Origin of the sequence: Nocardia sp. NPDC046763 (assembly GCF_040645495.1) — a bacterium.
Lineage (GTDB): Bacteria > Actinomycetota > Actinomycetes > Mycobacteriales > Mycobacteriaceae > Nocardia.
On the sequence record NZ_JBEYYI010000024.1, the window covers coordinates 127,130 to 150,636 of the forward strand.

General features: G+C 66.6%; 25 protein-coding genes and 2 pseudogenes. 13 read left to right on the plus strand and 14 right to left on the minus strand.

Features of this window, described 5'->3' with window-relative positions; genetic code table 11:
• Nucleotides 1-75 precede the first annotated feature (75 nt).
• Complete coding sequence (locus tag ABZ909_RS31955) at nucleotides 76-729, plus strand: Uma2 family endonuclease (RefSeq protein ID WP_357007044.1); 654 nt, start codon at nucleotides 76-78, stop codon at nucleotides 727-729.
• 153 nt (nucleotides 730-882) lie between these two features.
• Entirely contained in the window at nucleotides 883-2,313 is a 1,431-nt protein-coding gene (locus ABZ909_RS31960) for a three-helix bundle dimerization domain-containing protein (RefSeq protein ID WP_357007046.1), read from the plus strand.
• Between the two features lie 128 nt (nucleotides 2,314-2,441).
• On the opposite strand, the gene ABZ909_RS31965 is transcribed toward ABZ909_RS31960, so the two are convergent.
• The gene (locus ABZ909_RS31965; protein WP_357007048.1) at nucleotides 2,442-3,098 is read right to left on the minus strand and encodes a TetR/AcrR family transcriptional regulator; all 657 of its coding nucleotides are present in this window, start codon (nucleotides 3,096-3,098) and stop codon (nucleotides 2,442-2,444) included.
• A 90-nt stretch (nucleotides 3,099-3,188) separates the two neighbouring features.
• Between ABZ909_RS31965 and ABZ909_RS31970 the strand changes: the two genes are divergently transcribed.
• On the plus strand, nucleotides 3,189-4,691 hold the full coding sequence (locus ABZ909_RS31970) for an MFS transporter (RefSeq protein WP_357007050.1): 1,503 nt from the start codon (nucleotides 3,189-3,191) through the stop codon (nucleotides 4,689-4,691).
• 202 nt (nucleotides 4,692-4,893) lie between these two features.
• Here the strand turns inward: ABZ909_RS31970 and ABZ909_RS31975 are convergent, their stop codons facing one another.
• Nucleotides 4,894-5,088, minus strand: coding sequence for a hypothetical protein (locus ABZ909_RS31975; RefSeq protein ID WP_357007053.1), 195 nt, complete (start codon nucleotides 5,086-5,088; stop codon nucleotides 4,894-4,896).
• Nucleotides 5,089-5,139: 51 nt separating this feature from the next.
• Nucleotides 5,140-5,559 carry a hypothetical protein gene (locus ABZ909_RS31980; protein WP_357007055.1) on the minus strand — a complete coding sequence of 140 codons (420 nt, stop codon included), beginning with the start codon at nucleotides 5,557-5,559 and terminating at the stop codon, nucleotides 5,140-5,142.
• A gap of 509 nt (nucleotides 5,560-6,068) precedes the next feature.
• Here ABZ909_RS31980 and ABZ909_RS31985 point away from each other — a divergent pair.
• Nucleotides 6,069-7,172 carry an alpha/beta fold hydrolase gene (locus ABZ909_RS31985; protein WP_357007057.1) on the plus strand — a complete coding sequence of 368 codons (1,104 nt, stop codon included), beginning with the start codon at nucleotides 6,069-6,071 and terminating at the stop codon, nucleotides 7,170-7,172.
• A gap of 47 nt (nucleotides 7,173-7,219) precedes the next feature.
• Nucleotides 7,220-7,378 (plus strand): annotated as a pseudogene (locus tag ABZ909_RS31990) (transposase); the annotation flags it as partial.
• Between the two features lie 6 nt (nucleotides 7,379-7,384).
• Here ABZ909_RS31990 and ABZ909_RS31995 read toward each other — a convergent pair.
• Nucleotides 7,385-7,837: a hypothetical protein gene (locus ABZ909_RS31995; RefSeq protein WP_357007123.1), complete on the minus strand. Its 453-nt coding sequence runs from the start codon at nucleotides 7,835-7,837 to the stop codon at nucleotides 7,385-7,387.
• A gap of 256 nt (nucleotides 7,838-8,093) precedes the next feature.
• Between ABZ909_RS31995 and ABZ909_RS32000 the strand changes: the two are divergent.
• Both ABZ909_RS32000 and ABZ909_RS32005 read left to right on the plus strand, forming a co-directional pair.
• Nucleotides 8,094-8,744: pseudogene (locus tag ABZ909_RS32000) on the plus strand (hypothetical protein); the annotation flags it as partial.
• A 202-nt stretch (nucleotides 8,745-8,946) separates the two neighbouring features.
• Complete coding sequence (locus tag ABZ909_RS32005; protein WP_357007060.1) at nucleotides 8,947-9,339, plus strand: hypothetical protein; 393 nt, start codon at nucleotides 8,947-8,949, stop codon at nucleotides 9,337-9,339.
• Nucleotides 9,340-9,560: 221 nt separating this feature from the next.
• On the opposite strand, the gene ABZ909_RS32010 is transcribed toward ABZ909_RS32005, so the two are convergent.
• The 4 genes from ABZ909_RS32010 to ABZ909_RS32025 form a co-directional block, all read right to left on the minus strand.
• Nucleotides 9,561-9,752 (minus strand): DUF397 domain-containing protein, encoded by a 192-nt coding sequence (locus ABZ909_RS32010; protein WP_357007062.1) that lies wholly within the window; start codon nucleotides 9,750-9,752, stop codon nucleotides 9,561-9,563.
• Nucleotides 9,749-9,922 (minus strand): Scr1 family TA system antitoxin-like transcriptional regulator, encoded by a 174-nt coding sequence (locus ABZ909_RS32015; protein WP_357007064.1) that lies wholly within the window; start codon nucleotides 9,920-9,922, stop codon nucleotides 9,749-9,751. Before ABZ909_RS32015 ends, ABZ909_RS32010 begins: the two co-directional genes overlap by 4 nt.
• 404 nt (nucleotides 9,923-10,326) lie before the next feature.
• A complete protein-coding gene (locus tag ABZ909_RS32020) occupies nucleotides 10,327-10,518 on the minus strand; it encodes a DUF397 domain-containing protein (protein ID WP_357007065.1) in 192 nt (63 codons plus the stop codon).
• On the minus strand, nucleotides 10,515-11,426 hold the full coding sequence (locus ABZ909_RS32025; RefSeq protein WP_357007067.1) for a helix-turn-helix transcriptional regulator: 912 nt from the start codon (nucleotides 11,424-11,426) through the stop codon (nucleotides 10,515-10,517). Before ABZ909_RS32025 ends, ABZ909_RS32020 begins: the two co-directional genes overlap by 4 nt.
• A 375-nt stretch (nucleotides 11,427-11,801) precedes the next feature.
• Between ABZ909_RS32025 and ABZ909_RS32030 the strand changes: the two genes are divergently transcribed.
• Nucleotides 11,802-11,984, plus strand: coding sequence for a hypothetical protein (locus ABZ909_RS32030; RefSeq protein WP_357007069.1), 183 nt, complete (start codon nucleotides 11,802-11,804; stop codon nucleotides 11,982-11,984).
• 244 nt (nucleotides 11,985-12,228) lie between these two features.
• Here the strand turns inward: ABZ909_RS32030 and ABZ909_RS32035 are convergent, their stop codons facing one another.
• Nucleotides 12,229-13,977 carry a proline--tRNA ligase gene (locus tag ABZ909_RS32035; protein WP_357007071.1) on the minus strand — a complete coding sequence of 583 codons (1,749 nt, stop codon included), beginning with the start codon at nucleotides 13,975-13,977 and terminating at the stop codon, nucleotides 12,229-12,231.
• A gap of 58 nt (nucleotides 13,978-14,035) precedes the next feature.
• Between ABZ909_RS32035 and yaaA the strand changes: the two genes are divergently transcribed.
• Both yaaA and ABZ909_RS32045 read left to right on the plus strand, forming a co-directional pair.
• Entirely contained in the window at nucleotides 14,036-14,782 is a 747-nt protein-coding gene (yaaA, locus tag ABZ909_RS32040) for a peroxide stress protein YaaA (RefSeq protein WP_357007073.1), read from the plus strand.
• A 65-nt stretch (nucleotides 14,783-14,847) separates the two neighbouring features.
• Nucleotides 14,848-15,240 carry an ankyrin repeat domain-containing protein gene (locus ABZ909_RS32045; protein ID WP_357007075.1) on the plus strand — a complete coding sequence of 131 codons (393 nt, stop codon included), beginning with the start codon at nucleotides 14,848-14,850 and terminating at the stop codon, nucleotides 15,238-15,240.
• An 88-nt stretch (nucleotides 15,241-15,328) separates the two neighbouring features.
• Here ABZ909_RS32045 and ABZ909_RS32050 read toward each other — a convergent pair whose 3' ends face one another.
• The 3 genes from ABZ909_RS32050 to ABZ909_RS32060 all read right to left on the minus strand — a co-directional run bounded on the left by ABZ909_RS32050 (nucleotide 15,329) and on the right by ABZ909_RS32060 (nucleotide 18,024).
• Entirely contained in the window at nucleotides 15,329-16,150 is an 822-nt protein-coding gene (locus ABZ909_RS32050) for an ABC transporter permease (protein WP_357007077.1), read from the minus strand.
• The gene (locus tag ABZ909_RS32055; RefSeq protein WP_357007079.1) at nucleotides 16,147-17,169 is read right to left on the minus strand and encodes an ATP-binding cassette domain-containing protein; all 1,023 of its coding nucleotides are present in this window, start codon (nucleotides 17,167-17,169) and stop codon (nucleotides 16,147-16,149) included. The genes ABZ909_RS32050 and ABZ909_RS32055 overlap by 4 nt, the downstream gene beginning before the upstream one ends.
• A 165-nt stretch (nucleotides 17,170-17,334) precedes the next feature.
• Entirely contained in the window at nucleotides 17,335-18,024 is a 690-nt protein-coding gene (locus ABZ909_RS32060; protein ID WP_357007082.1) for a PadR family transcriptional regulator, read from the minus strand.
• Nucleotides 18,025-18,227: 203 nt separating this feature from the next.
• Between ABZ909_RS32060 and ABZ909_RS32065 the strand changes: the two genes are divergently transcribed.
• On the plus strand, nucleotides 18,228-19,502 hold the full coding sequence (locus tag ABZ909_RS32065) for an alkaline phosphatase family protein (RefSeq protein WP_357007084.1): 1,275 nt from the start codon (nucleotides 18,228-18,230) through the stop codon (nucleotides 19,500-19,502).
• The gene (locus ABZ909_RS32070; protein ID WP_357007086.1) at nucleotides 19,502-20,590 is read left to right on the plus strand and encodes an alkaline phosphatase family protein; all 1,089 of its coding nucleotides are present in this window, start codon (nucleotides 19,502-19,504) and stop codon (nucleotides 20,588-20,590) included. The genes ABZ909_RS32065 and ABZ909_RS32070 overlap by 1 nt, the downstream gene beginning before the upstream one ends.
• Nucleotides 20,591-20,647: 57 nt before the next feature.
• On the opposite strand, the gene ABZ909_RS32075 is transcribed toward ABZ909_RS32070, so the two are convergent.
• Nucleotides 20,648-21,139, minus strand: coding sequence for a carboxymuconolactone decarboxylase family protein (locus ABZ909_RS32075; RefSeq protein WP_357007087.1), 492 nt, complete (start codon nucleotides 21,137-21,139; stop codon nucleotides 20,648-20,650).
• Nucleotides 21,136-22,212 (minus strand): dihydrodipicolinate reductase, encoded by a 1,077-nt coding sequence (locus tag ABZ909_RS32080; RefSeq protein WP_357007090.1) that lies wholly within the window; start codon nucleotides 22,210-22,212, stop codon nucleotides 21,136-21,138. The genes ABZ909_RS32075 and ABZ909_RS32080 overlap by 4 nt, the downstream gene beginning before the upstream one ends.
• A 56-nt stretch (nucleotides 22,213-22,268) precedes the next feature.
• Here ABZ909_RS32080 and ABZ909_RS32085 point away from each other — a divergent pair, with 56 nt between their 5' ends.
• Nucleotides 22,269-22,757 (plus strand): nuclear transport factor 2 family protein, encoded by a 489-nt coding sequence (locus tag ABZ909_RS32085; protein WP_357007093.1) that lies wholly within the window; start codon nucleotides 22,269-22,271, stop codon nucleotides 22,755-22,757.
• Nucleotides 22,758-23,507 lie beyond the last annotated feature (750 nt).

Sequence of the window (23,507 nt, forward strand, 5' to 3'; positions counted from 1 at the left end):
AGACCATCAGGGGGTTTCGTGACAAGCAGCGAACGGTGGACCGGTCTTTCGACCGGTCTCGGTAACATGACGGGCATGCCGACCTCGGATGTCGACCGTCCGGACCTTCCAGAATTCATGACCTGGGAGGAGCTCGGGCAACTACCGGACGAGATCGCGGGGGAAATCGAGCTGTGGGAGGGCCGCGTCGTGTGGCTCCGGCGCGGGCCGGCCGAGCATCAGATATTCACGAACCTCTTGTGGACCGGGCTGCGGCGTTGCGCGCGGGAAGAGATGTCGCGGGAGCCCGATCGCTGTTGGCAGGTCGCCACCGAAACCAACATCTTCCTCGGCGCCTCGGGAAAATCCGATTTCGTGACGCCCGATTTCCTCGTCTACCGGTGTCTCGACCGGGAATACCAGGATGTCCGTGCGGCGGATGTCCTCATGGCCGGTGAGGTATTGTCACCCTCCAACACCGAGCCCCTGGTCGAGGCCAAAAAGGCCCGGTACGCCGGCGCCGGGATCCCTTGGTACTGGGACATCATCCTTGGACGCGACCCGCGCCGGATAATCAGCGTTCGAGCCTGGGGGCTGGATACCGACCACGCCCGGCTGCCGGAAGGGGTCGCTCCGCTTCACCCGGCGAATTACATCATGGTCGGCGAGTGGACCACGGACGCGACTGATGGCATCAGCTTCAACCACCCGTTCCCCATCCATATCCCTTGGGCTGAACTCGAGTTCTGACCGAGTGGTCATCAGGAATTCGCCGAAGGCGCACTTGACGTTTGCATTGGCGATCACGTGTGGGCACTCTGGCGGCATAGGGTCCGGTCGGCGCGGCTCCTTCGCATTTTTCTTGCCGTGCAACGGAATTCGGTGTGAGGTCGAGGAGATGCTGTGGCGGTCGATGCTGCGCGGGAAGAGAAGGCACTGCGGGAGGTGACGAATCGCCTGGTCGAGGACTATGGCGAGGCGCATCCGGCGGAGCGGGTCGAGGCCGTGGTGGGAGCGGTGCGCAAGCGGTTCGAGGGGCATTCGGTGCGGGAGTTCGTACCGATTCTCGTCGAGCGGATTGCGCGGCGGGAATTGGATCCGACGCGGTCCATGAATGCTGCCACGGAGGTGGATCTGACCAAGGCGGCGGTCGGCGAGGAAGGTTCGCCGGATGGGCATCCGTCGGAGACCACGAGCGTATTCGCCGCTGTCGCAGGGCGATTCGTACCGGCCCGGCTGGTCGAGAACAAGCGGGCGCTGGGCGTGGTCGCCGCGGGTGTCGTGGTGGTGCTGGGGTTCGCGGTGATCATGGCTGTGCGGCAAACGGATTCGCCGTCGGGAACCACCGCCGCGCCGGCCCTCACCACTGTGCACGGTGTGGCCGGCTCGGAGAAGTCGGCGTTCTTCGACGATCCCAAGGTGGCCGACGCGCTGGCCAAGCACGGATTCAAGGTGGAGGTGGAGCCCGCCGGTTCCCGGCAGATCGCCACCTCGGTGGATCTGAGCAAGTACGACTTCGCCTTCCCGTCCAGCTCGGCCGCCGCGGAGCTGGTTCAGCGCAAGAGCGGAGTGACCGGCAAGTACGTGCCGTTCTCCTCCCCCATGGTCATCGCCACCTTCAAGCCCATCGCCGACCTGCTGACCCAGGCCGGGATCGTGCAGCCCGGCACGACAACGACTTTCGACGTCGAGAAGTACCTGTCGATGGCCGAGAAGGGCGTGCAGTGGAACCAGCTGGAGGGCAATTCGACCTATTCGGTGTCCAAGAACGTGCTGGTCTCCACGACCGACCCACGCACCTCCAACTCGGCCGCCATGTATTTGGCGGTGACCGCCTATGTCGCCAATGACAACACCATCGTGCGTGGCGCCAAGGCGGAAGACTTTGCGGTGTCCCGTGTTTCGCGCCTGTTCACCCGGCAGGGCTTCACCGAGTCGAGCAGCGACGGCCCGTTCAAGGACTATCTGTCCAACGGCATGGGCACGGTCCCCATGGCCTGGATCTACGAGGCCCAGTACGTCGACGCGGCCGTGCACAACGAGCTCAAGCCCGACATGGTCCTGACGTACCCCAAGCCGACGGTCATGTCCCAGCACACCGTGGTCCCCCTCGACGACAAGGGCGACCAGATCGGCAAGCTCCTCACCACCGACCCCGACCTGCAGCGCCTGGCCGCCGAACACGGCTTCCGCCCCACCGATGTGAGCCTGTTCACGAATACCACCGCCGCCCACCAGCTCCCGGTCGACGTGAACCTCGTCAACCAGGTCAGCCCACCCGACTACGACACCCTCGAACACCTCCTCGACGGCGTCGCCAAGTCCTACAACTGAGCGACGGCACGACACAGCCGATCCGGGTCGGACACCATGCGGTGTCCGACCCGGATCGCGTTCATAGCCTGACGGATTCGCGAATCAGCCGCCGATCCCGGCCGCGCCCCGGGCACAGCATGGCGATGTCAATCCAGCCGGCCGTAGATCAGGCGCAAGATCGCCTCGGCGAGGTCGTCGATGCTGCTGGGTATTTCGTCCTGGGGCGCCGTGGACAACTGGGAGAGCCGCCCGTCGCGCATGAGCGAGACCAGACCCGCGAGCGTTGCCGAGTCGATCCCCTCGGGAGCGAGCCCGGCCGCGCGGTCGCGGTCGATCTTGGCCGCGAGCCCAGTGGTGAATCGTGCCTGGATGCCGGCGATGAACTCGGTCAGCGGGGGGTAGCTGCTGTCGTAGCCCTCGAGTGAGCAGACGAGGATCGCGCTGTTGTCGTGCCAGATCTCGGCGGCTCCGCTGAGCTGGGTGCGCAGGAGATCTCGCTGCGGGCCGGTGGACGGCAGCCAGACGTGGGTTTGCGCATAGCGGTCGCTCACGTCCTCCATGAGGCGAGCGAAGACCGCCTGCTTGGAGGGGAAGTAGAAGTAGAAGCTGGTGCGTGAGATGCCGGTCGCGTTGGTGATGTCGTCGACGGTCAGGTTGGCCATCGGCTTCTTCGCCAGCAGGTGGCGGGTCGCGTCCAGGATCTGGGCCTCGCGCTGATCACCTTTGGACATGGTGCCGCGGCGGCGGAGACCTTCGGTCGTTTCTCGGGTCTGGTTCACTCCGTGTCCGCCCTTCTGCGCCATGACCTCACCCTAGAGCGATTTTCATTCCGGCAATCGACGTGGCGTCTATCATAATCGACACTATGTCGATTTCAGCGTAGCGTGCCAGCAATGACCTCACCGCTCGAGCTCCGGCGCACTTCGTCGCCAACCGCGATCGTGCTGACCATGGCCAGCACTGTGTTTCTTCTGGCCATGGCTCAAACACTGCCCGTACCGGCGCTGCCGCAGATCGGTCTGCAACTCGGGGTCTCGGCGACGACCGTCGGATGGGTGACGACGGCGACGATGCTGGCCGCCTCCGCGCTGACGCCGCTGCTCGGGCGACTGGGTGATGTCTACGGGCACAAACCGGTCGTGCTGTCGACGCTCGTGGTCACGCTGGCCGGCAGCCTGCTCGCCGCGTCGGCGCACAGTATCGATCTACTCATCGTCGGACGAGCCCTGCAGGGAGCCAGTTTCGGCCTGTTTCCGCTGGCGATCAGCGTGCTGCGTCGCGAACTTCCCGCCGAGCGCCTGACCGGGGCGTTGGCCGTCACCGCATCAACCCTGGGCGTGGGTAGCGGTGTCGCGCTGGTGGCGACGGGTCTGCTGACGCAGGGCGGTGCGGACTACCGCCGCATCTTCTGGCTGTGCGTCGTGCTGACGGCGATGGTGCTGGTGCTGGCCTTCGTCACGCTGCCGCGCCGCGCGGGGCAGGGCGGCCGTGTCGACTATGTGGGTGCCACGGTCCTCGGCACCGGTCTGGTCTGCCTGCTGCTGCCGATCTCGCAAGGACACGAATGGGGCTGGGGCAGCACACGAGTGATCGGGCTGTTCGTGGCCGCGGCGATCGTGCTGGCCGGGTTCCTGCTGCTGCAGTCCAAGCTGCGTGAGCCGCTGGTGGCGACCTCGCTGCTGGCGCGTCGGCCGGTCGCGGTGACCAACCTGGCCAGCTTCTGCGTCGGTTTCGCGATGTTCAGCGTGTTCCTGGGGGCGACCTATTTCGTGGCGACGCCGCGGGCGCTGGCGGGGTTCGGTTTCGACGCCTCGGTGCTGCGCACGAGTGTGGCCTTCATGCTGCCGGGCGCCGTGGTGTCGGTGGTGATGGGTCCGCTCGCCGGGCGTCTGGTCGGGCGGATCGGCCCGCGCTATGTTCTGCTGCTCGCCAGCATCATCGGCCTGTGCGCTCTCACCGCCCTGGCGCTGCTCCACACGACGAGCGCGGAAGTCGTTGTCGCACTGGTCGTTGCGAATGCCGCGATCGCGATCGCCTACGCCGCCATGCCCGCCCTGCTCGTCGCCAATGTGGCACCGCACGAGACCGGCATCGCGAACTCGATCAACTCGATCATGCGCACCGTGGGCGGCGCGATCGGCAGCGCGCTGGTCGTCACGATCCTCACCAGCGACACCCTGCGCCACACCCTCGCCAACGGTGCTGCCGTGGCCCTGCCCGCCGAAGGCGCCTACCGCATCGCCTTCTTCACCGGCGCGGCCTTCTTCGCGGTGGCAGCACTACTGGCCGGATTCGGCCTCGGCCCCAGCGGCCGGCGCTTGACCCGGAACGAGGTCGACGAGGACATCGCCCTGGCGAGCGCCGGTGAGTTCGCCACGGCGTCGACCAGCCTCTGACGGTCGGGCCTGAGGTCCAATTCGATCGCCTACGATGCACGCTTCGTGCTGCGCGACCGGTCGGGGCGTTCGCCGCGGAGGGAGCGGTGGGTTTTTCGGGACGATACCCGCGTGGTAGGTGAGGTGGCCGGGGTGGCGAAGGCCGGGGCACGGGTGGCGAGTTCGCTTTCGGCGACTTGCCACCCGTGCGGGCAGACGATGGCTACGCCGATGGGCTGGCGATCAAGCACCACAGGGCGAGAACGGGGTCGGCGTTGCACAACCCGCCGGCAACGGGCTCGGTCGATGTCGGCGCAGGCGACTCGAGCGGAAGGGGGTTGGCCATGGCGGTGCCGCCGGTGGCCAGGGTTGCGGCGCCGATCAGGACAGCGACGAAGACTCCACGGCGTGCGGACATTTGAAACTCCTCAAAACATGGGGGCACATGAAGACATAGGGCGATAGCGGATTAGATGGCTACGCAGGCGGATCCGAGGTTGACGCCGGTGCCGACGTCGACGGGCTGCCTGATCTGAGCTGTCGCGTTCGGCTGGACAGCGTAGATGTAGGTGATCTTTGTCGAGGACGGGGTCCAGGTCGCCTTCGCGACGCCATTGGAAGGCTGCGCCTCGGCGAACCCGCTGGGGCCTTGGCCCTCCTCGAAGAAGTAGACGGTCTGGCTGTTGTCGTCCACCGCGACGGTGACGGTGTACGAACACGTCGTTCCGTACCTGTGGGTGCCGAGGGTGAAGGCGGGCGCGATCGCGATGCTGGTGACGGTCGCCGAGGCCGACGGCGCGGTCAGTGCGGTCACGCTCGCGACGACGCCGAGTGCGGCAGCACTCGCGACGATGCGTTTTGTCTTGGGCGACTTCAGAATTCGCGTCATGGTGTATCGATCTCCTGTCAGGGCGGGAATCGGTTCGGCCGGGTGGGCTGCCGTCAATCGGTCGGACGGGCGGCGGCGGGCCCACCGACCCCGACCAGCGTCGCGATCGCAACCGCCGCCACGACACCGGCTCGTGCCGAGAACCGTTGAACCTTCTGCTCTTTCGGACTCACAGTTCATTCGTCGGATGATTCCCGGATGCCGTTAGCAGCACCAGCTGCCCCCAAAACCAGGGGCAGGCGGAGCGCCCTGGTCTCATACCTGCAGGTGAGGGTTTGCGGCCGGATCACTCTCGGGAGTGATTGACCCGATCTTGTCCTCGGCGATGAGCTTTCGGCATGACCACACAGACTCACCGTCCTACGCGAGCCCGACGAATCCGAGTAACCGCGGGAATCGCCGGCGCCGCACTGCTGTTCGGGACATCGACCCTCACGGCGGGGTGTGGCAGTGCACCGGCCTCGACGCACTCGACACCGGCACCGGCAGACACCGATCGCGGACGACTCGTGCAGGCCGAGCACCTACGCACATACTCACCCGACGATGTCAGAACCGAACTCACCGCCACCGGATTCGACACCAGCACAGTGCAATTCGGCGTCGACACGTATCGACTCACCTACGACACGGTCGGCACGGACGGTGCGACGACGACAGCGAGCGGACTGCTCGCCCTACCCCGCAACGACAAACACGACCTGACCACGGTGGCCTACGAGCACGGCACCCAGCCCACCAAGTCCGAAGCCCCATCGGTGGCCGAGGACAGCGGTGACCGAGCCGCGACGCTCACCTACGCCGCAGCCGGGTTCGCCGGCGTGGCACCGGACTACCTCGGTTTGGGATCGGGACCCAACCCGCACCCGTACCTGGACCTGCCGTCGGAGACCACCGCATCGGTGGACATGCTGCGCGCCGCCCGCACCCAGGCCACAACCCTCGGTCGCCGGCTGCGCGAGGACGTCGACATCGTGGGATTCTCCCAGGGCGGACCGGCCGCGATGGGACTGGCGCGCGCACTGCAGAGCGGCACCGACACCGACTTCCGGGCAACCGCGGTCGCCGCGATCAGCGGACCGTTCGACCTGCGAAACGGCGAACTGCCCGCAATATTCGACGGCACCCTGGACCCGGGCGCGGGCTCCTTCTACACCGCGTACCTGCTGGTGTCCTGGAATCGCCTGCACCGGCTGTACACATCACCGAGCGAGGTGTTCCAGGCACCCTACGACCACACCGTCGAGCAACTGTTCGACGGCCTGCATTCCTTCGAGGACATCGCCGCAGCCCTGGCACCGGATGTCGATCACCTGCTGACCCCGCACGGCATCGACATGCTGCGCAATCCGACCGGCCCCCTCGCCGCCGCCCTGGACATCGCCGACAGCACCTGTAGCGACTGGACGCCCCGAATGCCCGTACGGCTCTACACCGGCAGCCAGGACCGCGACGTCTCCGCGAACAACAGCGCCGACTGCCAGACCGCGCTACACCGACACGGCGTCGACGCCTCGATCACCGATGTAGGCCCGGTGGACCACAACGGCTCCGGCATCGGCGGAACCGCCCTGGCCGCGCGCTGGTTCGCGGACTCGACCACCACGAACTAGCACACGGTGCTGAAGCGGATCATGTTGTGGCCGAACTGGATTAGGGGATGTCGAGGATAGGGGCCAGATTCTGTTCGGAGCCGCGAGCTCGGGCGCGTGATTACGTGGTATCCCGTCTCGGCGATCCGCAGCCGGTATCAGCCGGTGACGAGACCGGCTTCCTGAAGAAAGGCGTGAAATCCGCTGGGGTGCAGCGACAGTACTCGGACGCGCTACCTCTCGATTTCTTGCGACGTGACCGTGGTGTAGTGGATTCCGTGGGCCTCGGCGACCGCTGGCCCACCTCCGGTCCCACCGTTTTCGCTGTTCTCGCCGCAGCCGTTCCCGGTCTGGCTGGGGTCGGTGCAGCTGTTGTCGCCCCCGCCGCTTTCCCCGCAGTTTTCGGTGTCACAGCCATGGGGCGGGACCGGCGGAGGTGCCGGAACCGGCGCGGCGTCCTTACCAGCCCACCCCCAAGGCCGATCGACCTGCACCAGGCCGGGCGCTGCGCTCAGCGCGGTCGCGGCCGGAACCGCCGCCATCGCGGGAACTGCCATCGCCACCCCCGCCAGCACGACCGTGGTGAACAGCCGACGCGTGCGACTTCGGTAAGTCTCGTTCGTCATCATCATTGCCTTTCCGGTGGACTCGGTGAAGCGACTGCTACGCCTGATCGATTTCGTCACCTCGCACGTCTCGTTCGTGTAACGACTACGCCGTCGTGACCATCCGGGGTTGCGGCGCGGCGCGGTCAATGGTGCCGCTGTGAATCCCGCTTCGGCGGGCAAATCCGAGTAAGCCCGGTCTGCGCATGTTCTGGGGACGCCGTCCATGAGTAACTCCATGTGCGATCGCCCTGAACCGAATCCTACTCAGGTGATCAACAGCGAAAAATAGTCGTCTCCGTCAACGAGGCGAGGACCGGATGCGCCTGCCTTCGCTGTCATCCACGAGGTTCCTCCGCGAGCGATGGCCACGGCCACCGACCTGGCGTGCTTCACGACCTGCCATCTCCTCGTCGTCGCACACCTGGCCCCGGTTGCCGCGACGGCCGTGGCGGCCATACTGATCGGGGTCTTCGGCGGACTCGGAGCCCGCGTGCTGGGCAGCAGCACCCTGCCACTGATGGTGCCCGCCCTCGCTCCCCGGCCGCTCTCTCCATCTCGGGCTGGCTCGCCCGCCCTGAGGGGCGTTTCGCAAGCGGCGGACCGCAATTGGCCCTGGCAATCACCCTCAGTCTCGCGTTGGCGGTGGGCACCGGCGTGGGTCTGCAGATCGTCGGCCGCGCCGACCCTGCCACCGGCCATCTCGAGCGGCCGACCGAACCGGTCCGAACACGCACTACGACTGAGGAATTGGCGGGAAACTGCTGTTCAGCACTGGATAGTCAGGCGACTCGATGTACGCCACCCGCCTCCGTCGCCCGGCGTCCGGGACCCCGAAAAGTACCCGGCGGCGGGAGTGGCCGCAGCCGATGCCGAGCCGGTCGTACCGGTGGCGGATACCGGCAGCCAGGTGCGTAGCTCTGTGCCATGTGTCGTTCAACCACTCCTGATTCCGAGCCGAGCGGGCGGTTTGGTTCTGCTTCGATAATCCCTTGTGCTACAGGCTATTTCGGGACGAATCGCCTACGGAGGGAGTGAGATCGGGGCATCATGGAGACCGGTGACCGAAAGAGGTCCACCATTATCCGCAGCCCCCGGGCGATTCGATCAGGCCTGGTGCCGGTGGTGAGCGCTCTCGGTCAATGGTGTCCGCGAAGGGGTTTCGGAAGCGGCGAGCAAGGAGAACTGACATGGCGCTGCCGACATCCGCAGAAATCGGTCCCATTGTTGCCTGGACGGGAGAACACCAGGGGCAAACCGTTGATAGCTCCCACAGCTATGCCACGGTCCAGTGTGACGACTCGAAGACCCTCTTCGTGAGTGGCCACCTGTACCAGACCAACCTCCCCAACCAGCAGTTTCACGTCTATTTCAAGCTGGATGGGAACGCGCCGGTCTCGACGCCGAGCACCTTCACGACCGGCGGGGACGGAACGGGGGACTTCGCCTTCTCCGTCGAGGGAATGGCCTCCGGCACCCACGCGGTCGCCGTCGAAATCAACCATGTGACAGACAATTTGACCTACTACATGGACACCAGCACCGCCAGCGGCGGCAAAGGCATTCCCTTCACCTGCCCCTAGGGCGTGCCGCCCCTCGGGGTCCCGACTCGGGGGGACAGCCTCGCCGATAGCAAGTGGGCGAGATCCCGAGGCTGAAATCGGCATCGTGGCGTGTGGAAGCGCCCGCTGATGTTCCGATCGCGGCCGCCGACTGCGAGGCCGGATTCACCCAGCAAGACCGAAGAGAAACCCCCGGCTGGATCACGTTGTCCGCCGGGGGCTTTCGTCGATATTCCAGGTCGTCAACGCTGCCAGATGCCGCTGTCGATGAAGTTGTCCCACACGTCGGCGGGGAACGCCAGGATCGGGCCTCGACCGTTGTCCTTCATGTCGCGCACCAGCGTGACAGCTGGGTCGTGCCGAACCTCGACACACTCTTTGCCAGCATCGGAGAAGCTCGACTTGTACCACTCGCTCATTACCGGCTTCTTCATGCCGTGTGCTCCTTTGCGATTCGCACCAGCAAGTCCCTGGTGCCCTGCGCTGTCAACGCTACAGCCCGAAGACCGGCGATTGCTTCACGATATTCGTCGACCTCTTCGTCGTGCTCGTGGAGAACGCTGCCGATGGCGCCTTCGGCGTATACCACTGGCGGCAAAGTCATCCCACTACTCCCCGGCCGCTCGCTCTATCTCGGGCTGCTCGCCCTCAGTGAGGGGCGTTTCGCAAGCGGCGGACCGCAATTGGCCCTGGCAATCACCCTCAGCCTCACGCTGGCAGTGGGCACCACGTGGGCCTGCAGATCGCCCCCCGCCCCGACCCTGCGGCCGGCCATCTCAGGCGGCCGGCCGAACCGGTCTGAACGCGCACCACGACTGAGGAATTCGCGGGAAACTGCTGCTCCACCCTGAATCGTGCGCGATTGCACCGGTCGACCGGAACTCGGCATCTCGGTGTGTTCATGACGCTGAAACGATTTGGGCGCATCGGCCTCGGATCCGCGCCCGGACGAAAGCCGCCGACTGGATCGAGCACCCGGCCAGGGGCTTTCGTCGTGCGGTCAGTTCGTCAGCGCTGCCAGATGCCGCTGTCGATGAAGTTGGCCCACACGTCGGCAGGGAACTCGAGGACCGGACCCCGCCGGTTGTCCTTCGTGTCACGGACCAGCGTGGCATCGGGCACGTGACAGACTTCCACGCAGGCATTCGCCCCATCGGACCTGCTCGACTTGTACCACACACCCTTTGGCGGTTTCTTCACGCCGCGTACTCCTTCGCCGTCTGCACCATCAGGTCTCTGGTGCATTCCTCTGTCAACGCTACCGCTTCGAGAGCGGCGATGGCCTCGTCGTACTTCGTCACGACGTCTTCTCGCTCGTGGTAGCCGATGCTGAAAGCACCTTCGACATACACGACCGGTGCCTTCGTCAGACCACTCACTCCAGGCGCGAACTCGAGGCGTGTGAAGGGAAGGATCGTCAGCCCTCGGTGCGATGCGATCCCGAAGTCGATCACGCGGATACTGACGTTCTCCCGCTCGCTCAGGTCGGTCAGCCACCGCAGTTGTGCCGACATGACGGCCGTACCGCCGACCAGATTCCGGAACGCGGCGGCTGCCATCAGCACACGGACGCGAAAATCCTTCTCGTCCAGTCGGTTCTGCCGCAGCGCCGTGAGCTCGAGGCGGCGCTCAACGTTCACAGCCGAAAGCCCAGGGTGCTCTATACGAACAATCTCGCGCCTATAGTCCGGCCCTTGCAACAATCCCGGAACGATGACCGGGTGGTAGGCGACCATCTGGCGGGCAAGCTCCTCGAGTCGCAGGAATTTTGAGAAGTTGGGTGCGACCTGGTCTGTGTACTCGGTCCAGAACCCTTTCGCTCCGCCCTCCGCACGGGCGATCTTCTCCTGCCGCTTGATGTCCGCCCACAGCGCCAGCGCCTCTTCCCGCTCGCGGTCCGTGGCGTCGTAGAACCAGAGCAAGCTTTCGATCTGTGGTGTGGTGAGCTTTGTCGGCGTCCCGTCCTCCAGGCGTCCGATGACGAAGCGAGAGACCTCGCCCAGGTGTAGCCCGGCGGCGGTGGTGTTCTTGTTGGCGCGCTTGCGGAGTCGTTGTATGAAATTACCGAAATCAAGTCGAGAAACAGATGTCTTTGGAGATCCGACCATTTCGTTAGCCTCGCAATCAAGGTGAACGTTCGTCGCGCACAAGTGCTTTCCGCACACCTATCGTATTCCACGAACTGAGTGCCGCGCCCGGATCGCACGCAATACCTTGATACCTACACAGGGATTGAGCCGACGGCGATTAGGACCCGCAATGACTTGGGATGCTTGGGCTTTGGCGCTCTTCACACTGGTTGAGGTAGCGGTCTTCATTGCCTGCCTCGCCGGGGATATTAGAAATTCCGGTCGGTATGCAAGAAGGGATCGTGGGCGGCATCGGCGTGGACGAAAGGACAATGGCGGGTGTCGGGAGGTGAATGGGTCGTGGATATATACGAACGGCTGGAGAGCTGCGACGTCGGGGACAGGGAACCGGCGATGACCTCAACCGAGGCGATGGAATCGCTTGTGCTGCATCAGGATTGCGTCACCGCCTTGTGTGAGCGAAAGATGGCGGCACGGCAGATCATCAAGACCGACGCGGAAAAGATCGAGTCCGCGAAGATCATTCGGTTTCCGGCGAGTCGAATGGAGCCCGGTTGTGGCACGTGCGATCCGTAATCAGCACCGGGCGCCCTATCGGCGGCCCGCCACACTCGCCGAGGCGAAGAGCGGACTCGATCGACATCGGGCGTGCGTGGACGACTGTGCGGCGAAAAAGTCCTATGAGCGCGCCGTCCAGGAGATGGTTCGCGGGCGCGGTCTCGGCTGGAACATCTGGCGAGCAGACACCGACGGGGTTCGGTGAAAAAAGTGGCGCATCACCGGACGGTGATGCGCCACTTACAGTTTCACGACAGCGATGTCAGCCGCGGATCTTGGCCGCGACCGAGGCCACGGCGGTCTCGACCGGGAGTTCCTCGGCGGTGCCGGCGAAGCGGTCGCGGAGTTCGATCTTGCCCTCGGCCCAGCCGCGGCCGACGACCACGATGTAGGGCATGCCGAGGAGTTCGGCGTCCTTGAACTTGACGCCCGGGGAGGCGGTGCGGTCGTCGAGGAGGACCTCGAAGCCGAGGGAATCGAGTTCGGCGGCAACCTGTTCGGCGCCGGCGCGGGCGCCCTCGTCCTTGTTGGCGATGACGACGTGGACGTCGAACGGGGCGACCTCGCGGGGCCAGCGCAGGCCCTTGTCGTCGTGCATCTGCTCGGCGAGCACCGCGACCATGCGGGAGACGCCGACGCCGTAGGAGCCCATGGTGAGGCGGACCGGCTTGCCGTTCTCGCCCAGCACGTCGACCTCGAAGGCGTCGGTGTACTTCTGGCCGAGCTGGAAGATGTGGCCGATCTCGATGCCGCGGGCGGCTTCCAGAACGCCGCGGCCGTCGGGCGAGGGATCACCGTCGCGGACCTCAGCGGCCTCGATGGTGCCATCGGGGGTGAAGTCGCGTCCGGAGACCAGGCCGACGTAGTGCTTGCCCTGCTCGTCGGCGCCGGTGATCCAGGCGGTGCCGGACACCACGCGCGGGTCGACGAGGTAGCGGACGCCATTGGCCTGCAGCGCCTTCGGGCCGATGTAGCCCTTCACCAGGAACGGGTTGGCCTTGAAGTCGGTCTCGTCGATCATTTCCACCTCGGCCGGCTCGACGGACGCCCCGAGGCGCTTGTCGTCGACCTCGCGGTCGCCGGGGATGCCGACGCCGAGGATCTCGGTCTTGCCGTCGGGGTAGCGCAGCTTGACCATGACGTTCTTGAGGGTGTCGGCGGCGGTCACCTCGCGGCCCAGCACGTTGGTGTTGTTGGCCCAGTCGACCAGCGTCGCGATGGTCGGCGTACTGGGGGTGTCGTGGACGACGGCGTCGGCCTGACCCTCGAGCGGGATGGCCGGGGGCGCGGCGGTGACCACGGCCTCCACGTTTGCGGCGTAACCGGATTCGCGGCAGATGACGTAGGTGTCCTCGCCGACGGGGCTGTCGGCCAGGAACTCCTCCGACGCCGAGCCGCCCATGGCGCCGGAGGTGGCGGCCACGATGACGTACTTGACGCCGAGGCGGTCGAAGATCTTCTGGTAGGCCTCGCGGTGGGCGTTGTAGCTGTTCTTCAGCCCGTCCTCGTCGAGGTCGAAGGAGTACGAGTCCTTCATGATGAACTCGCGCCCGCGCAGGATGCCCGCGCGCGGGCGGCCTTCGTCGCGGTACTTGGTCTGGATCTGGTACAGCGTGACCGGCAGATCCTTGTAGGAGCTGTACTCGCCCTTCACGGTGAGGGCGAACAGCTCCTCGTGGGTGGGGCCGAGCAGGTAGTCCTGGCCCTTGCGGTCCTTGAGCCGGAACAGGCCGTCGCCGTACTCGGTCCAGCGGTTGGTGGTTTCGTACGGTTCGCGCGGCAGCAATGCCGGCAGTGAGATCTCCTGGGCCCCGATGGCGTTCATCTCCGACCGGACGACATCCTCGACCTTGCGCAGCGTACGCAGGCCGAGCGGCAGCCACGAGTAGACGCCGGGCGCGATGCGACGCACGTAACCGGCCCGCACCAGCAGCTTGTGGCTGGGCACCTCGGCGTCGGCGGGGTCGTCGCGCAGGGTGCGCAGGAACAGGTGGGAGAGACGGGTGATCACGGCTCAACACAGTAGCCCCTGCTCGCGCACAGTTCACAAGGCATTACCGTGTTGGCTCGTGCTGGTGCTGCTGCCTCCCTCAGAAACCAAGTCCGACGGTGGTTCGGGCAGTCCCCTGGACCTGGGTTCCCTCGCGATGCCGCAGCTCACGGCGGTGCGCGACAAACTCGTCACCGAGGTGATCGCGCTGGCCGCCGATCCCGACGCCTCGCGTGCCGCGCTGGCACTGGGCAAGGGGGCTGACGCGGAGATCGCGCGCAATGCCGCCCTGCGCACCTCCGCCACCCGCCCGGCCCTGGACCGCTACACGGGCGTGCTCTACGACGCGCTCGACGTGGCCCGGTTCACCAAGGCCCAGCGCGCCAAGGCCGAGGCCCGCCTGGGCATCGGCTCGGCGCTGTTCGGGGTGATCCGCGCGGGCGATCCGATTCCGGCCTACCGGCTTTCGGGCGGGTCGAAGCTGCCGGGTCTGCCGACGTTGCAGTCGCTGTGGAAGGCGGCGCTGCCGGCGGCGCTGCGCGCGGAGGCGGCCGGGCACCTGGTGGTGGATCTGCGGTCGGGCACCTATCAGAATCTGGGCCGGGTCCCGGGCGCGGTCACCGCGACGGTGCTGACCGAGCGTCCGGACGGGAAGCGAACCGTGGTGAGCCACTTCAACAAACACCACAAGGGCCTGCTGGCGCGCGCGCTGGTGCTGTCGCGGTCGGAGCCGTCGGATATCGACGGGCTGGCCCGAGTGGCCGAGAAGTCCGGGCTGCGCACCGAGATCGCGTCGCCGACCGAGCTGCTCATCATCACCTCCTGAGCACACCGATTTCCTATACGGGAACTTCACTCGGCCGCGGCGGTCCCGCTGGCTAGAGTGGCCTGGTGGAACCCAACGACCTGGATCCGGAAGTACTCGAGCTGGCGAGCAAGATCTTCGATCTGGCCCGCAGCGGCGATGCCGCCACCCTGGGCGCGTACCTGGACGCCGGTGTGCCGGTGAACCTGACCAACGACAATGGCGACACGCTGCTCATGCTGGCCGCCTACTACTCGCACCCGGAGGCGGTGAACGCCCTGCTGGAACGCAAGGCCGACCCCAACTTCGGCAACGACAAGGGCCAGACCCCGCTGTCCGGCGCGGTCTTCAAGGGCTCGGACGATATCGTCCACGCCCTGCTGGCGGCCGGGGCCGATCCGAACGCGGGCAGCCCGTCCGCGCGCGACGCGGCCGAGATGTTCGGGCAGACCAAGTATCTGGCGCTGTTCGACAAGTAGGGCGAACCGGCTCTCGTAGCTCTCACGCACGACGTCCGGCCTGCGGGCAAGATCGCCACGCAGGCCGGACTTTCGCGTGTTCGGCCTGTTACTGCGTCCGCTGGTAGGTGCGGAAGGCCGACAGCGCCCAGAGGAAGGCGAGCGCCGCCAGGGCGGTCAGGTAGCCGAGGTGGGCGGCGACGAAGCCCGCGTCGGCGGTGCCCGCCAGGCCGGTGCGGCCGATGTCGACTGCCCAGGTCACCGGGTTGAACTTGGAGATGGCCCGGACCCAGCCCGGCATGAGGGAGGTGGCCATCATGCCCGAGGACAGGAAGGTCAGGGGCAGGATGATCAGCTGGGACATGCCGATCAGGGCGATCTGGCTGCGGGAGATCAGGGCCAGGGCCACCGAGCCCGCGCAGAAGACGGCCGCCAGCAGGGTGGCCGCGGCGAGGGCCAGCGCGATGCCGGTCACGCCGCCGGGATAGCGTGCGCCGCCGGCGAATCCGATGAGCAGGACCAGCGCGGACTGGACCAGGCCGATGGTGAGCTGCACGCCGAGTTGGCCCGCCACCACCGCGCTGCGCGAAATCGGTGCGGTGAGCAGCTGATTCATCACGCCGTTGTCGATATCCTCGATGTATCCGGTGCCCGCCCAGACGCCCGAGTAGAGCACGGTCATCATGAGCACGCCGGGGGCCAGGAAAGTGATGTAGTTGGCCGCCCCGAATCCCGGGATGTCGCCGACGGATTCGAAGACCTGCCCGAACAGCAGGATCCACACGATAGGCTGCAGCAGCGCCGCGAACACGCCCCAGGATTCGCGCAGCGTGTTCACCATCCAGCGCCGGAAGATCTGCCCGGCGGCCACCGGCCAACCGGCCGTGGGGTTTTCGCGGGTGACGGGCAGGTCGTAGGTGAGCGCGGTCATGCCGCCACCTCCGCCCGGTCGCGGTTGTTGTCGGCCCGATACGAGCGGCCCGCATAGTGCAGATACACATCGTCGAGAGAGGGCCGGGAGATGGAGACGGCACCGAAACCGATAGCGGCGGCGTCGAATTCGGCGATGACCCGGCCGACGATGCCGGAGGGGTCGTCGGTGCGGGCGATGAGCTTGCCGTTGGGCCCGTCCTGCTCGACGACGATATCCCGCAGTGCCGGAATGGATTCCCCGACCGCGCGCACGGCGGCCACATCCGGCGCGATCAGTTCGACGGTGAGGGTGTCGCCGTCGAGGGTCGACTTCAGCTGCGCCGGTGTGCCTTCGATGACCGCGCGCCCGTGATCGATGATGACCAGGCGATCGGCCAGCTCGTCGGCCTCCTCCAGGTAGTGGGTAGTGAGCACCACGGTGAGGGCCGCCTCGGTGGACAATCGCCGGATCTCCGACCACATCTCGGCCCGCGCCTGCGGGTCCAGGCCGGTGGTCGGCTCGTCCAGGAACAGCACCGACGGCGTGTGCACCAGTCCGACGGCGACGTCCAGTTTGCGCCGCATGCCGCCGGAGAGCTTGGACACCTTGCGGTTTCGCGCCTCGGTGAGCTGGAACTGATCGAGCAGGCCGTCGGCCCGGGTCACCGCGTCGTGGCGGGTCAGGCCGTGCAGGCGCGCGGCCATGACCAGGTTCTCGAAGGGCGTCTGCCGCGGGTCGGCGCCCGAGCCCTGCGAGACGTAGCCGATGCGATGCCGGATGGCGGCCGCGTCGGTGGTGACATCGAATCCGGCCACCCGTGCGGTCCCGGAATCGGCTCGCGACAGGGTGGTGCAGATCTTGGTGGTGGTGGACTTGCCCGCCCCGTTGGGGCCGAGCATGCCGTAGACGGTGCCGCCGGCAATGCTGAAGCTCAGGCCGTCGAGGGCCCGCACATCGGGCTTGCGGCGGCCGCCGGGATAGGTTTTGACCAGGTCCCGCACCTCGACCGCGGCCGAGGGCATGGGTGTGACGGACATGGTTGTTCGCTCCTTGTCAGGTGTGACGAACGACCACGGGACCGGTGGATATGCTGGAAATGCGGTTCGAGCATCCGGCGGTTCGCCGTCGGTCGTTCGGATTCGGCGACGGCTCGGGTGTTGGCGCACCCGGGCCGTCGTTTGTTGCCGGGCCGATTGCCCGGCTCACGTCGGCGGTGTCGGTAACCCCCATTCCTCGAGCAGCTTGTCGCCGATGCCCGGGGGCACCCGGCCGGCGGGGTATTCGGCGGCCAGGGCGGCCATGGTGCGCCAGCCCTCGATGCCGCCCAGTTCATCGGATTCGATGCGGGCGGCCAGGGCGGCGGTGAAGTCGCGGTCGGCGGTGAGCATGTGCATCTCGTAGTTGCCCTCGATGAGCAGCACTTCGGGCAGCCAGGAGACGACGGCGTCGGTGGCGGTGCGGATCTCGGCGATCTGCTTGTCCAGCACCGTGACTCGCCGCCGCAGCAGGGCGACGGCCTCGTCGGGTCCGAGCGCGGGCAGGAACGACAGCGCGGCCATGAACCGGGGGTATTCCTTCTCGGGTTCGGATATCCAGGCGCGCAACCAGTCCCGCATCTCGACGACACCGTCGGGGGTGATGCGGTACACGGTCCGCGCGGGCCGGTTGCCGTCCTGTTCGGCGCCGACGACCTCGATGAAACCCTGGTTCAGCAGTGATTCCACCACCGGGTACAGCGCGCCGTAATTGATCCGCACACTGCCGTCCTTGCCCCGCTGCTTGAGGGTCTGCGAGATCTGATACGGGTGCATCGGCCGCTCCCAGAGCTGCACGAGTACGGCCAGTGCCAGGGGATTGACCCGGCGGAACGCCCGCTTCCCGGCCACACTCACCTCCGAGTACTCTGATCAGAGTATCTACTTACTCTGGCCAGAGTACTCCCCCGTCAACCGCCCAGCAAGGACGGAATGTGAGGCGAGCAGGAAATGCCTTACCAAATTGGTCACACGCCCAATAGTTGACGCGTTCATCTATTTCTCATTCAATTTCGACACACTGGTTACTCGCCGGTAATCCTCGGCGCGATGCATAACCCGTGACGGATTTTCTTCGAAGTACCACCACCAGCCGCCGAACGGTCCTCGCCGGAGCGGGAGCCCTCGCGGTCGGCGCGGCCCTCGGATCGACGGCCCCGCGCGCCTCCGCCGCCCCGCTGCCCGCGCCCGCGGATTCCGGTATCGACCACATCATCGTGGTGATGATGGAAAACCGCTCGTTCGACCACTACCTGGGCTGGCTGCCCGGAGCGAACGGCAGGCAGGCCGGGTTGACCTTCACCGACCGTAATGGCCTGGCACACAACACCTTCCACCTGGCGACCACGCAGGGCTGCCAGTACAACGATCCCGACCACTCCTTCGAGGGCGGCCGCGTCGAGTACAACGACGGCAAGTGCGACGGCTGGCTGCGCGCCGGAACCAACGACGAATTCTCGATCGGCTATTACGAGCAGGGCGATCTCGGCTTCTACGGAAATGCCGCGCCGGCGTGGACGGTGTGCGACAACTACTTCTCGGCGATCATGGCCGAGACCTATCCGAATCGCTTCTATCAGCATGCCGCGCAAACGGACCGCATTCACAATTCGACGACCATCTCGACCCTGCCGACCATCTGGGATCGCCTGGCGGCGGCCGGCATTCAGGGCCGCTACTACTTCTACGACACGCCGTTCCTGGCACTGTGGGGCAGCAAGTACCTGTCCATCTCGCGTCCGTTCGCGACCTTCCTGTCCGATTGCGCGGCCGGGACGCTGCCCGCGGTCTCCTTCGTCGATCCCAAGTTCCTCGACGAGGACACCGGCACCTCGGCCGACGATCATCCGCACGCCGATATCCGTGCCGGACAGGCGTTCCTGAACCAGGTCTATCAGGCTGTCACCAACAGCCCGGCCTGGTCTCGCACCCTGCTGATCATCAACTACGACGAGTGGGGCGGCTTCTTCGACCACGTGCCGCCGCAGGTCGCGCCGGATGCCAACCCGGACTGGGGGCTGCGCGGATTCCGGGTGCCGTGCCTGGTGATCTCCCCGCTGGCGCGGCGCGGGCACGTGGCCCACGAGGTCTACGACCACACCTCGGTGCTCAAGGCCATCGAATGGCGGTGGGGGCTGCCGTCCCTCACCCCGCGCGACGCCGCCGCCCGCAATATCGCCGAGGTGCTGGACTTCGGCAGCGCCCCGAATCTCGCTGCGCCGCAATGGAATGTGCCGCCCGCACCGCCGGGGGTGTGCGCCCCGGCCGTGGTCGCCGACTTCGAGCAGTGGAATACCCTGCGCGCCGTGGCCGCATCGACGGGATGGAGTCTGTGATGCGCCGGCTCGGCCAACTCATCGTGGTGCTGGTGTTCACGATTGCCGCGCTGGCCGTCGGCTACGGTCCGCATGCGACCGCGGATCCCGGCGCGCCGCACATCTTCGTGATCCAGCTGGAGAACAAGGGGTACGACGAGACCTGGGGACCGGCGTCGGCGGCACCGTATCTGAGCAAGACCCTGCGGTCGGAGGGGGTGCTGCTGAGCCAGTACTACGGCATCGGGCACAACAGTCTGGACAACTACATCGCCCAGTTGTCCGGTCAGGGACCCAATGCCGAGACCCAGGCCGACTGCCAGATCTACAGCGACTTCGCCGGCGCGGGAACGGTTCCGCCCGGCCAGGCGGTCGGTCAGGGCTGCGTGTACCCGGCGTCGGTGCCGACGCTCGCCGGGCAGCTGACGGGGGCGGGCCGCAGCTGGAAGGGCTATATGGAGGATATGGGCACACCCTGCCGCCATCCGGCCCTGAACAGCCAGGACACCACCCAGAAGGCGACCGTCGCGAGCCAGTACGCGGCCCGGCACAACCCGTTCGTGTACTTCCACGAGATCGTCGACTCGCCCGCGTGCCAGCAGCAGGTGGTCGATCTCGGTGCGCTGAAGAGCGATCTGGCACAACCGGATACGACACCGAACTTCGCCTACATCACCCCGGACCTGTGCGACGACGGGCACGACTCCCCCTGTGTCACGGGCGCTCCGGGCGGGCTGGTGTCTGCGGATCTCTGGCTGCGGGAGTGGGTTCCGGTGATCACCTCGGCCCCGGCCTTCCAGCAGAACGGGATCCTGATCATCACCTTCGACGAATCCGATGGGCCACAACAGGATTCCTCGGCCTGCTGTGGCGAGGGTCCCGGCCCGAACAGCGCCCTGCCGGGTATCGCCGGCCTCGGCGGCGGCCGGGTGGGCGCCCTGGTCATCTCACCCCAGTCGGTGACGCCGGGCACGTTCAGTGACACGCCGTACAACCACTATTCGCTGCTGGCGAGCATCGAGGATCGATTCGGCCTGCCGTATCTGGGCTATGCCGCCGCACCGGGTCTGCCGCGCTTCGGAACCGACGTGTTCAACCGGAGGAACTGACGCGGCCGCCGGCCGGGGTGCTGCCGAGCAGGGGCGGGCAGCACCCCGGCCGTTGCGCTACTGCTGCGCGGTATGTCCTGGCAGCACGCAGACGGCGTCGAGGCCGAGCACGTGATTGAGGCGGCCGAAGGCCAGCCAGGAGCCCAGGCACATGGACAGTTCGACGATCTCGGCGTCGGAGTAGAGCGTCTTCATCCGCGCGAAGAACTCGTCGTCGAGGTTGTGGTGGTCGAGGGCGTAGCGCTCGGCGTACTCGGCGGCCATCCGGGTGCGGTCGTCGAAGGATTCGGTGGTGCGCCACTCGGTCACGTCGTCGGCGAAGGACTCCTCGACCTTCTCGCCATTGCGATCGGTGCGCCAGTCCAGGCAGAACAGGCAGCCGTTGATCTGGGCGATGCGCAGCCGCGCGGCCTCGAATTCGCGCAGTCCCAGGGTGCTGTGCGAGTAGACGGCCAGGGAGAAGTTGGAGGCCGCCACGCCGATGCCGGGCACCATTTCGCCCCACACGTAGCCGATGGGGTCCTTACCCTCGGGAATGTCGATGATCATGCCGATGGGTTCCTTCCGAGAGTGCCGAACGGCAGCGGGACGTCGAGGGCGTCGTAGAGGCCGGGCTCGGCGTCGGCCAGCCACGGGATGGCGTTCACCAATCTGCCCACGGCGGTGGCGTTTCCGCCCGCGGAGTGATTGCCGTCCTCGTCGGTGGCCTGCACGGTGATCTCGATGCGCGGACGGCCCTCGATGAGCACGCGGTGCGCGCCCGCACCGCTGGGCGGGTGCGGCCAGTCGGGGGCGCAGCTCGCGTGGATGCGGGTGATGTGCTCGATGACGATGCGCGGGCTGCCGTCGACGATGCCCTGCACCTCGAAACGCACCGCACCCTGGGTGCCAGCCTCGAATTTGCCCATGCGCTCGGTCTCGACGGTCTCGTCCAGGGCGCGGCGCTCCACCACCTCGCGAATGTCGGTGAGCGCCACGCCCAGTCCGCGCGCGATCATCCGAATCTGCCCGCCCCACACCATGGTCGGGATGGTGGGAGCGAGCATGGGCGGCTGATAGTCCAGGGGCTGGCCCATGCCGACCAGGTAGCGCACCGAGTCGGGCTGATCGTAGGTGGAATAGTCGAAGATCTCCTGGCAGCGCAGCACATCCACGCTGCTGCCGAGGCCGCTCATGAGCAGCGGCAGGACATCGTTGCCCCAGCCCGGGTCGATGCCGGAGACGAACAGGGCGCCGCCGCCCTCCGCAATGGCCGCCGACACCCGGTCCTGCAGTTCGATCGGAGCGCTGCGATGGTCGTAGAGCGCGTATAGCGCGGGCGTGACCACCACGGCCCCGGTACGCAGGGCGCGTTCGATATCGGCGAGGGCGTCGTCGGGACGGATGTCGCCGGAGGCGGCGTACACGATGGCGCGGGGTCCGGCCGCGAGCGCGGCGTCGATATCGGCGGTCGCCGCGATCCCCACCTCGCTGTCCAGTCCGGCCAGGTCACCGGCGTCACGGCCGACCTTGGCCGGGTTGTGGACCAGGACGCCGGTCAGCTCCAGACCCGGATGCGCCACGACGGCCCGGATGGCGGCACGGCCCACATTGCCGGTGCCCCAGACCAGGGTGGAAATCATGTCCGAAACGTAGCAAATGCTTGGTAGGTAGACGTCCGATTCGGCTACATTGCGGTATGGATTTTGCAGCTCTCGAATCGATTCGCGCACTCAAGTATCGCTACCTGCGCACGCTGGATCTGAAGCAGTGGGACGAGTTCGGGGATACGCTCTGCGCGGACATCGTCGGGTCCTACGGATCGCCCTCGGGCGGACTGCCGGCCCAGTTCACCAGCCGCGACCAGATCGTGGAGTTCATGCGCGGCGCGCTCAGCGGGAACATCATCACCGTGCACGTCGCCAACCACCCGGAAATCACCGTCGACGGCGATACCGCTTCCGGCAGTTGGTGTCTGGAGGACACCGTGATCGCCGCCGACTACGGCCTGCTGATCCGCGGCGCGGCCTACTACCACGACACCTACCGCCGCGAGGACGGCGTCTGGCGCATCGCGAGCACCGGCTACCAGCGCATCTACGAATCCAAGATGTCCACCGACGCGCTGCCCGGCTACGCCCTCACCGCCAACCGCTGGGCCCCCGCCGCCGAGCCCCAGCAGGGCTGACCGAGTCCACATGACTTGCGGTCGGGTGTGTTCCCAGGGGAAATCACGTCCTACGGCATCACCGGACCGTCCTGTACTGCGCGAACGTTACGCGAGACAGATCAGGAACGCACTGACGTTGACGGCGGGCGGAAGGATCCAGGGTAAGCAGGGTAGAGCGGAAAAGCCGGCCATGGCTTCGTACCGTTGCTCCGCTACGGGGGCAGGTGCCGGTTCGGCTGTGGCCGCGCCCGCACCGGCGGTGATGACTGACGCAATCGCTAGGGCTGTTGCCAGCGCACTCGATTTCTTGGTCATGACAACCTCGCTGTAGTGGTACCGGACGACCTCGCCCAGCGCACTCGATTGCGCTCGGACCGCTGGACAAGTCGACCCGGCGGTGGCGGAATCCTCGAATACCAATTAGCTCGCTAAGTAGGGGTCTTCCGCAAGGGGCTCCGTTCGGACATCGGGACTTCGCCGGCGAAGAAGCCCCCGTGGCCGAAGCCGCCCGAGTGCTGCGGCCGGGCGGGGTGGTGGTGGCCACTGTCGACGAGGATTTCGCCATGTACGGGGTCCCGAGAGATCTTGCAGCAGTAATCGAACCCCGCCATCGGGCCCACGCGCCTGAGAATTTCGATGCCCCAGCGGCATTGGCTGGATTCGGGCATCCCTAAGCCTCGATCCATGGACCCGGGTTTCGGGCTGGTCTGCGCGCCGGAGGCGTGCAGACCAGCGGGTTTCGGGTATGAGGTAGCCGCTGGTCTGCCC

Excerpts from the sequence above, each read along its gene's own strand:
- ABZ909_RS31955 (WP_357007044.1), top strand. The coding sequence starts at position 76 with ATGCCGACCTCGGATGTCGACCGTCCGGACCTTCCAGAATTCATGACC.
- ABZ909_RS31965 (WP_357007048.1), bottom strand. The coding sequence starts at position 3,098 with ATGGCGCAGAAGGGCGGACACGGAGTGAACCAGACCCGAGAAACGACC.
- ABZ909_RS31970 (WP_357007050.1), top strand. The coding sequence starts at position 3,189 with ATGACCTCACCGCTCGAGCTCCGGCGCACTTCGTCGCCAACCGCGATC.
- ABZ909_RS31975 (WP_357007053.1), bottom strand. The coding sequence starts at position 5,088 with ATGTCCGCACGCCGTGGAGTCTTCGTCGCTGTCCTGATCGGCGCCGCA.
- ABZ909_RS31980 (WP_357007055.1), bottom strand. The coding sequence starts at position 5,559 with ATGACGCGAATTCTGAAGTCGCCCAAGACAAAACGCATCGTCGCGAGT.
- ABZ909_RS32005 (WP_357007060.1), top strand. The coding sequence starts at position 8,947 with ATGGCGCTGCCGACATCCGCAGAAATCGGTCCCATTGTTGCCTGGACG.
- ABZ909_RS32010 (WP_357007062.1), bottom strand. The coding sequence starts at position 9,752 with ATGAAGAAGCCGGTAATGAGCGAGTGGTACAAGTCGAGCTTCTCCGAT.
- ABZ909_RS32015 (WP_357007064.1), bottom strand. The coding sequence starts at position 9,922 with ATGACTTTGCCGCCAGTGGTATACGCCGAAGGCGCCATCGGCAGCGTT.
- ABZ909_RS32025 (WP_357007067.1), bottom strand. The coding sequence starts at position 11,426 with ATGGTCGGATCTCCAAAGACATCTGTTTCTCGACTTGATTTCGGTAAT.
- ABZ909_RS32030 (WP_357007069.1), top strand. The coding sequence starts at position 11,802 with ATGACCTCAACCGAGGCGATGGAATCGCTTGTGCTGCATCAGGATTGC.
- ABZ909_RS32050 (WP_357007077.1), bottom strand. The coding sequence starts at position 16,150 with ATGACCGCGCTCACCTACGACCTGCCCGTCACCCGCGAAAACCCCACG.
- ABZ909_RS32055 (WP_357007079.1), bottom strand. The coding sequence starts at position 17,169 with ATGTCCGTCACACCCATGCCCTCGGCCGCGGTCGAGGTGCGGGACCTG.
- ABZ909_RS32070 (WP_357007086.1), top strand. The coding sequence starts at position 19,502 with ATGCGCCGGCTCGGCCAACTCATCGTGGTGCTGGTGTTCACGATTGCC.
- ABZ909_RS32075 (WP_357007087.1), bottom strand. The coding sequence starts at position 21,139 with ATGATCATCGACATTCCCGAGGGTAAGGACCCCATCGGCTACGTGTGG.
- ABZ909_RS32080 (WP_357007090.1), bottom strand. The coding sequence starts at position 22,212 with ATGATTTCCACCCTGGTCTGGGGCACCGGCAATGTGGGCCGTGCCGCC.
- ABZ909_RS32085 (WP_357007093.1), top strand. The coding sequence starts at position 22,269 with ATGGATTTTGCAGCTCTCGAATCGATTCGCGCACTCAAGTATCGCTAC.